Here is a 399-nt window from a genome sequence, read left to right on the forward strand (position 1 = left end):
CAGCACGCCGACGGCGTTGATGCCGATCTCTTCCACAGCATAGCCGCCTTCCATGACGAACAGCGTCGGCAGGCCGAGCCTGGCGATGCGGCGGCCGATCTTGGGATAGTCGGCGCTCTTCAGCTTGAACTGGCTGATCGGGTCCTTCTCGAACGTGTCGACGCCGAGCGACACCACGACGACATCGGGGGCGTAAGCGGCAAGCTTGGCGCAGGCATCCTCCAGGGAGGCGTTCCAGCCGTCCCAGTCGGTGCCGAACGGCATCGGGTAGTTGAGGTTGAAGCCTTCGCCTTCGCCGATCCCGTGCTCGTCGGCATGGCCGAGGAAGAACGGATATTCGGTCATCGGATCGCCGTGCAGGTTGATCACCTGGACGTCGCCGCGGCCGTAGAAGATCTC

The 399-nt window shown here is 63.9% G+C and carries 1 pseudogene; it reads right to left on the reverse strand.

Going from position 1 to position 399, the window contains the following annotated elements:
* Positions 1-399, reverse strand: a pseudogene (locus EOA29_RS40660) (histone deacetylase family protein); the annotation flags it as partial.

The organism is Mesorhizobium sp. M1E.F.Ca.ET.063.01.1.1 (assembly GCF_003998155.1).
Classification (GTDB): Bacteria; Pseudomonadota; Alphaproteobacteria; order Rhizobiales; family Rhizobiaceae; genus Mesorhizobium.